The sequence below is a fragment of the Burkholderia sp. LMG 13014 genome (genome assembly GCF_905232215.1).
Lineage (GTDB): Bacteria > Pseudomonadota > Gammaproteobacteria > Burkholderiales > Burkholderiaceae > Burkholderia.
In genome coordinates this window covers 1-1,836 of record NZ_CAJNKE010000874.1, presented here as the reverse complement: position 1 = coordinate 1,836, position 1,836 = coordinate 1, and the positions used below count along the sequence as shown (strand labels likewise).

The 1,836-nt window shown below is 62.4% G+C and carries 2 protein-coding genes; both read right to left on the bottom strand.

The features are described from left to right. Window positions 1–82 precede the first annotated feature (82 nt). On the bottom strand, window positions 83–1,390 hold the full coding sequence (gene aceA, locus JYJ84_RS35680) for an isocitrate lyase (protein ID WP_122945722.1): 1,308 nt from the start codon (window positions 1,388–1,390) through the stop codon (window positions 83–85). A 175-nt stretch (window positions 1,391–1,565) separates the two neighbouring features. Then, the coding region (locus tag JYJ84_RS35675) for a hypothetical protein (protein ID WP_205190211.1) at window positions 1,566–1,836 on the bottom strand (271 nt) is incomplete at its 5' end.

Genomic DNA, 1,836 nt, shown 5'->3' with positions numbered 1-1,836 from the left:
ATTTTTGTTCGGTGGCCGATGCCGCGCCGTCGCGAGACGGGGCGGGCATCGGCATGACGCGTGGCGCGTCGTGCCTTTCTGCTTACGCGACCTTCTTGCCGTCGAAGAACTGTTCGTCTTCGGTCGAGCCGTGCAGCGCGGTCGTCGATGCTTCGCGCTCGACCGTCTGCGTCACCGCGTCGAAGTAGCCGGTGCCGACTTCGCGCTGGTGCTTGACGGCCGTGAAGCCCTTGTCCGCTGCCGCGAACTCGGCCTGCTGCAGTTCGACGAACGCGCTCATCTGCGTGCGGGCATAGCCGTGCGCGAGGTTGAACATCGAATAGTTCAGCGCATGGAAGCCGGCCAGCGTGATGAACTGGAACTTGTAGCCCATCGCGCCGAGTTCCTTCTGGAACTTCGCGATCGTCGCGTCGTCGAGGTTCTTCTTCCAGTTGAACGACGGCGAGCAGTTGTACGACAGCAGCTTGCCCGGGAACTGCTTGTGGATCGCTTCCGCGAACTTCTTCGCGTACTCGAGATCCGGCTTGCCCGTTTCGCACCAGACGAGGTCGGCGTGCGGTGCGTACGCGAGACCGCGCGAGATCGCTTGCTCGATGCCCGGCTTCGTGCGGAAGAAACCTTCCACCGTACGCTCGCCCGTCAGGAACGGCTTGTCGTTGTCGTCGACGTCGGACGTGATCAGGTCGGCCGCTTCCGCGTCGGTGCGGGCGACCAGCACGGTCGGCGTGCCCATCACGTCGGCCGCGAGACGCGCAGCCGACAGCTTCGCGACGGCTTCACGCGTCGGCACGAGCACCTTGCCGCCCATGTGGCCGCACTTCTTCACCGACGCGAGCTGGTCCTCGAAGTGGACGCCCGATGCGCCGGCTTCGATCATCGCCTTCATCAGTTCGAATGCGTTCAGCACACCGCCGAAACCGGCTTCCGCGTCAGCGACGATCGGTGCGAAGAAATCGACGTAGCCTTCGTCGCCCGGGTTCTTGCCTTCCGACCACTGGATCTGGTCGGCGCGCGTCAGCGTGTTGTTGATGCGCTTCACGACGAGCGGCACCGAGTTTGCCGGGTACAGCGACTGGTCCGGGTACATTTCGCCCGCGACGTTCGCGTCGCCGGCCACTTGCCAGCCGGACAGGTAGATGGCCTTCAGGCCGGCCTTCACCTGCTGCATCGCCTGGTTGCCGGTCAGTGCGCCGAGTGCGTTGACGAACGGCTCGTGGTTGACGAGGCTCCACAGCTTTTCCGCGCCGCGCTTGGCGAGCGTGTGCTCGATCGGGATCGAACCACGCAGGCGGACCACGTCTTCAGCCGAGTAGCTGCGCTTGATGCCCTTCCAGCGCGGATCGGTTTCCCATTGCTTTTGCAGTTCCTGTGCCTGTTGCTGACGCGACATGATGAGCTCCTTGATGCGGTGCGATGCCTGATGGGTTGAATCTGACAGTGGTGAGGCTGTTCTCGAAGCCGGGAGCGGGGTGTTCCGGTTCGCGAGGTCTTGTATAAGAGTCTAGGCAAATCGACCGGAGCGGGACAGGGGGCTTGCTGGAGAGTGGGGTAAATATTTAGTTGTTTTAAATCAATATCTTGAAATTGAAATTTCGAGATAAGAAATGCTTTTTCCCATCCCGCAATCGCCTGTGTTGTGCCGCGCAGCATGATTTTTTACGACACAAAAAAATTTTCCGCATCGTGAAATGTGGGGCGGGGCGAAAAAAAACCGGCGCGGATGCGCCGGTTGGCTGGATGGGCAGGGCGGTTATCCGGGGGCTGCCCTCCGTGGGGCGGCCGGTGGCCGCCCGTGCGTGCTTACGACGCGGAGTTGCTGCGACGCGGGCCGCCGCT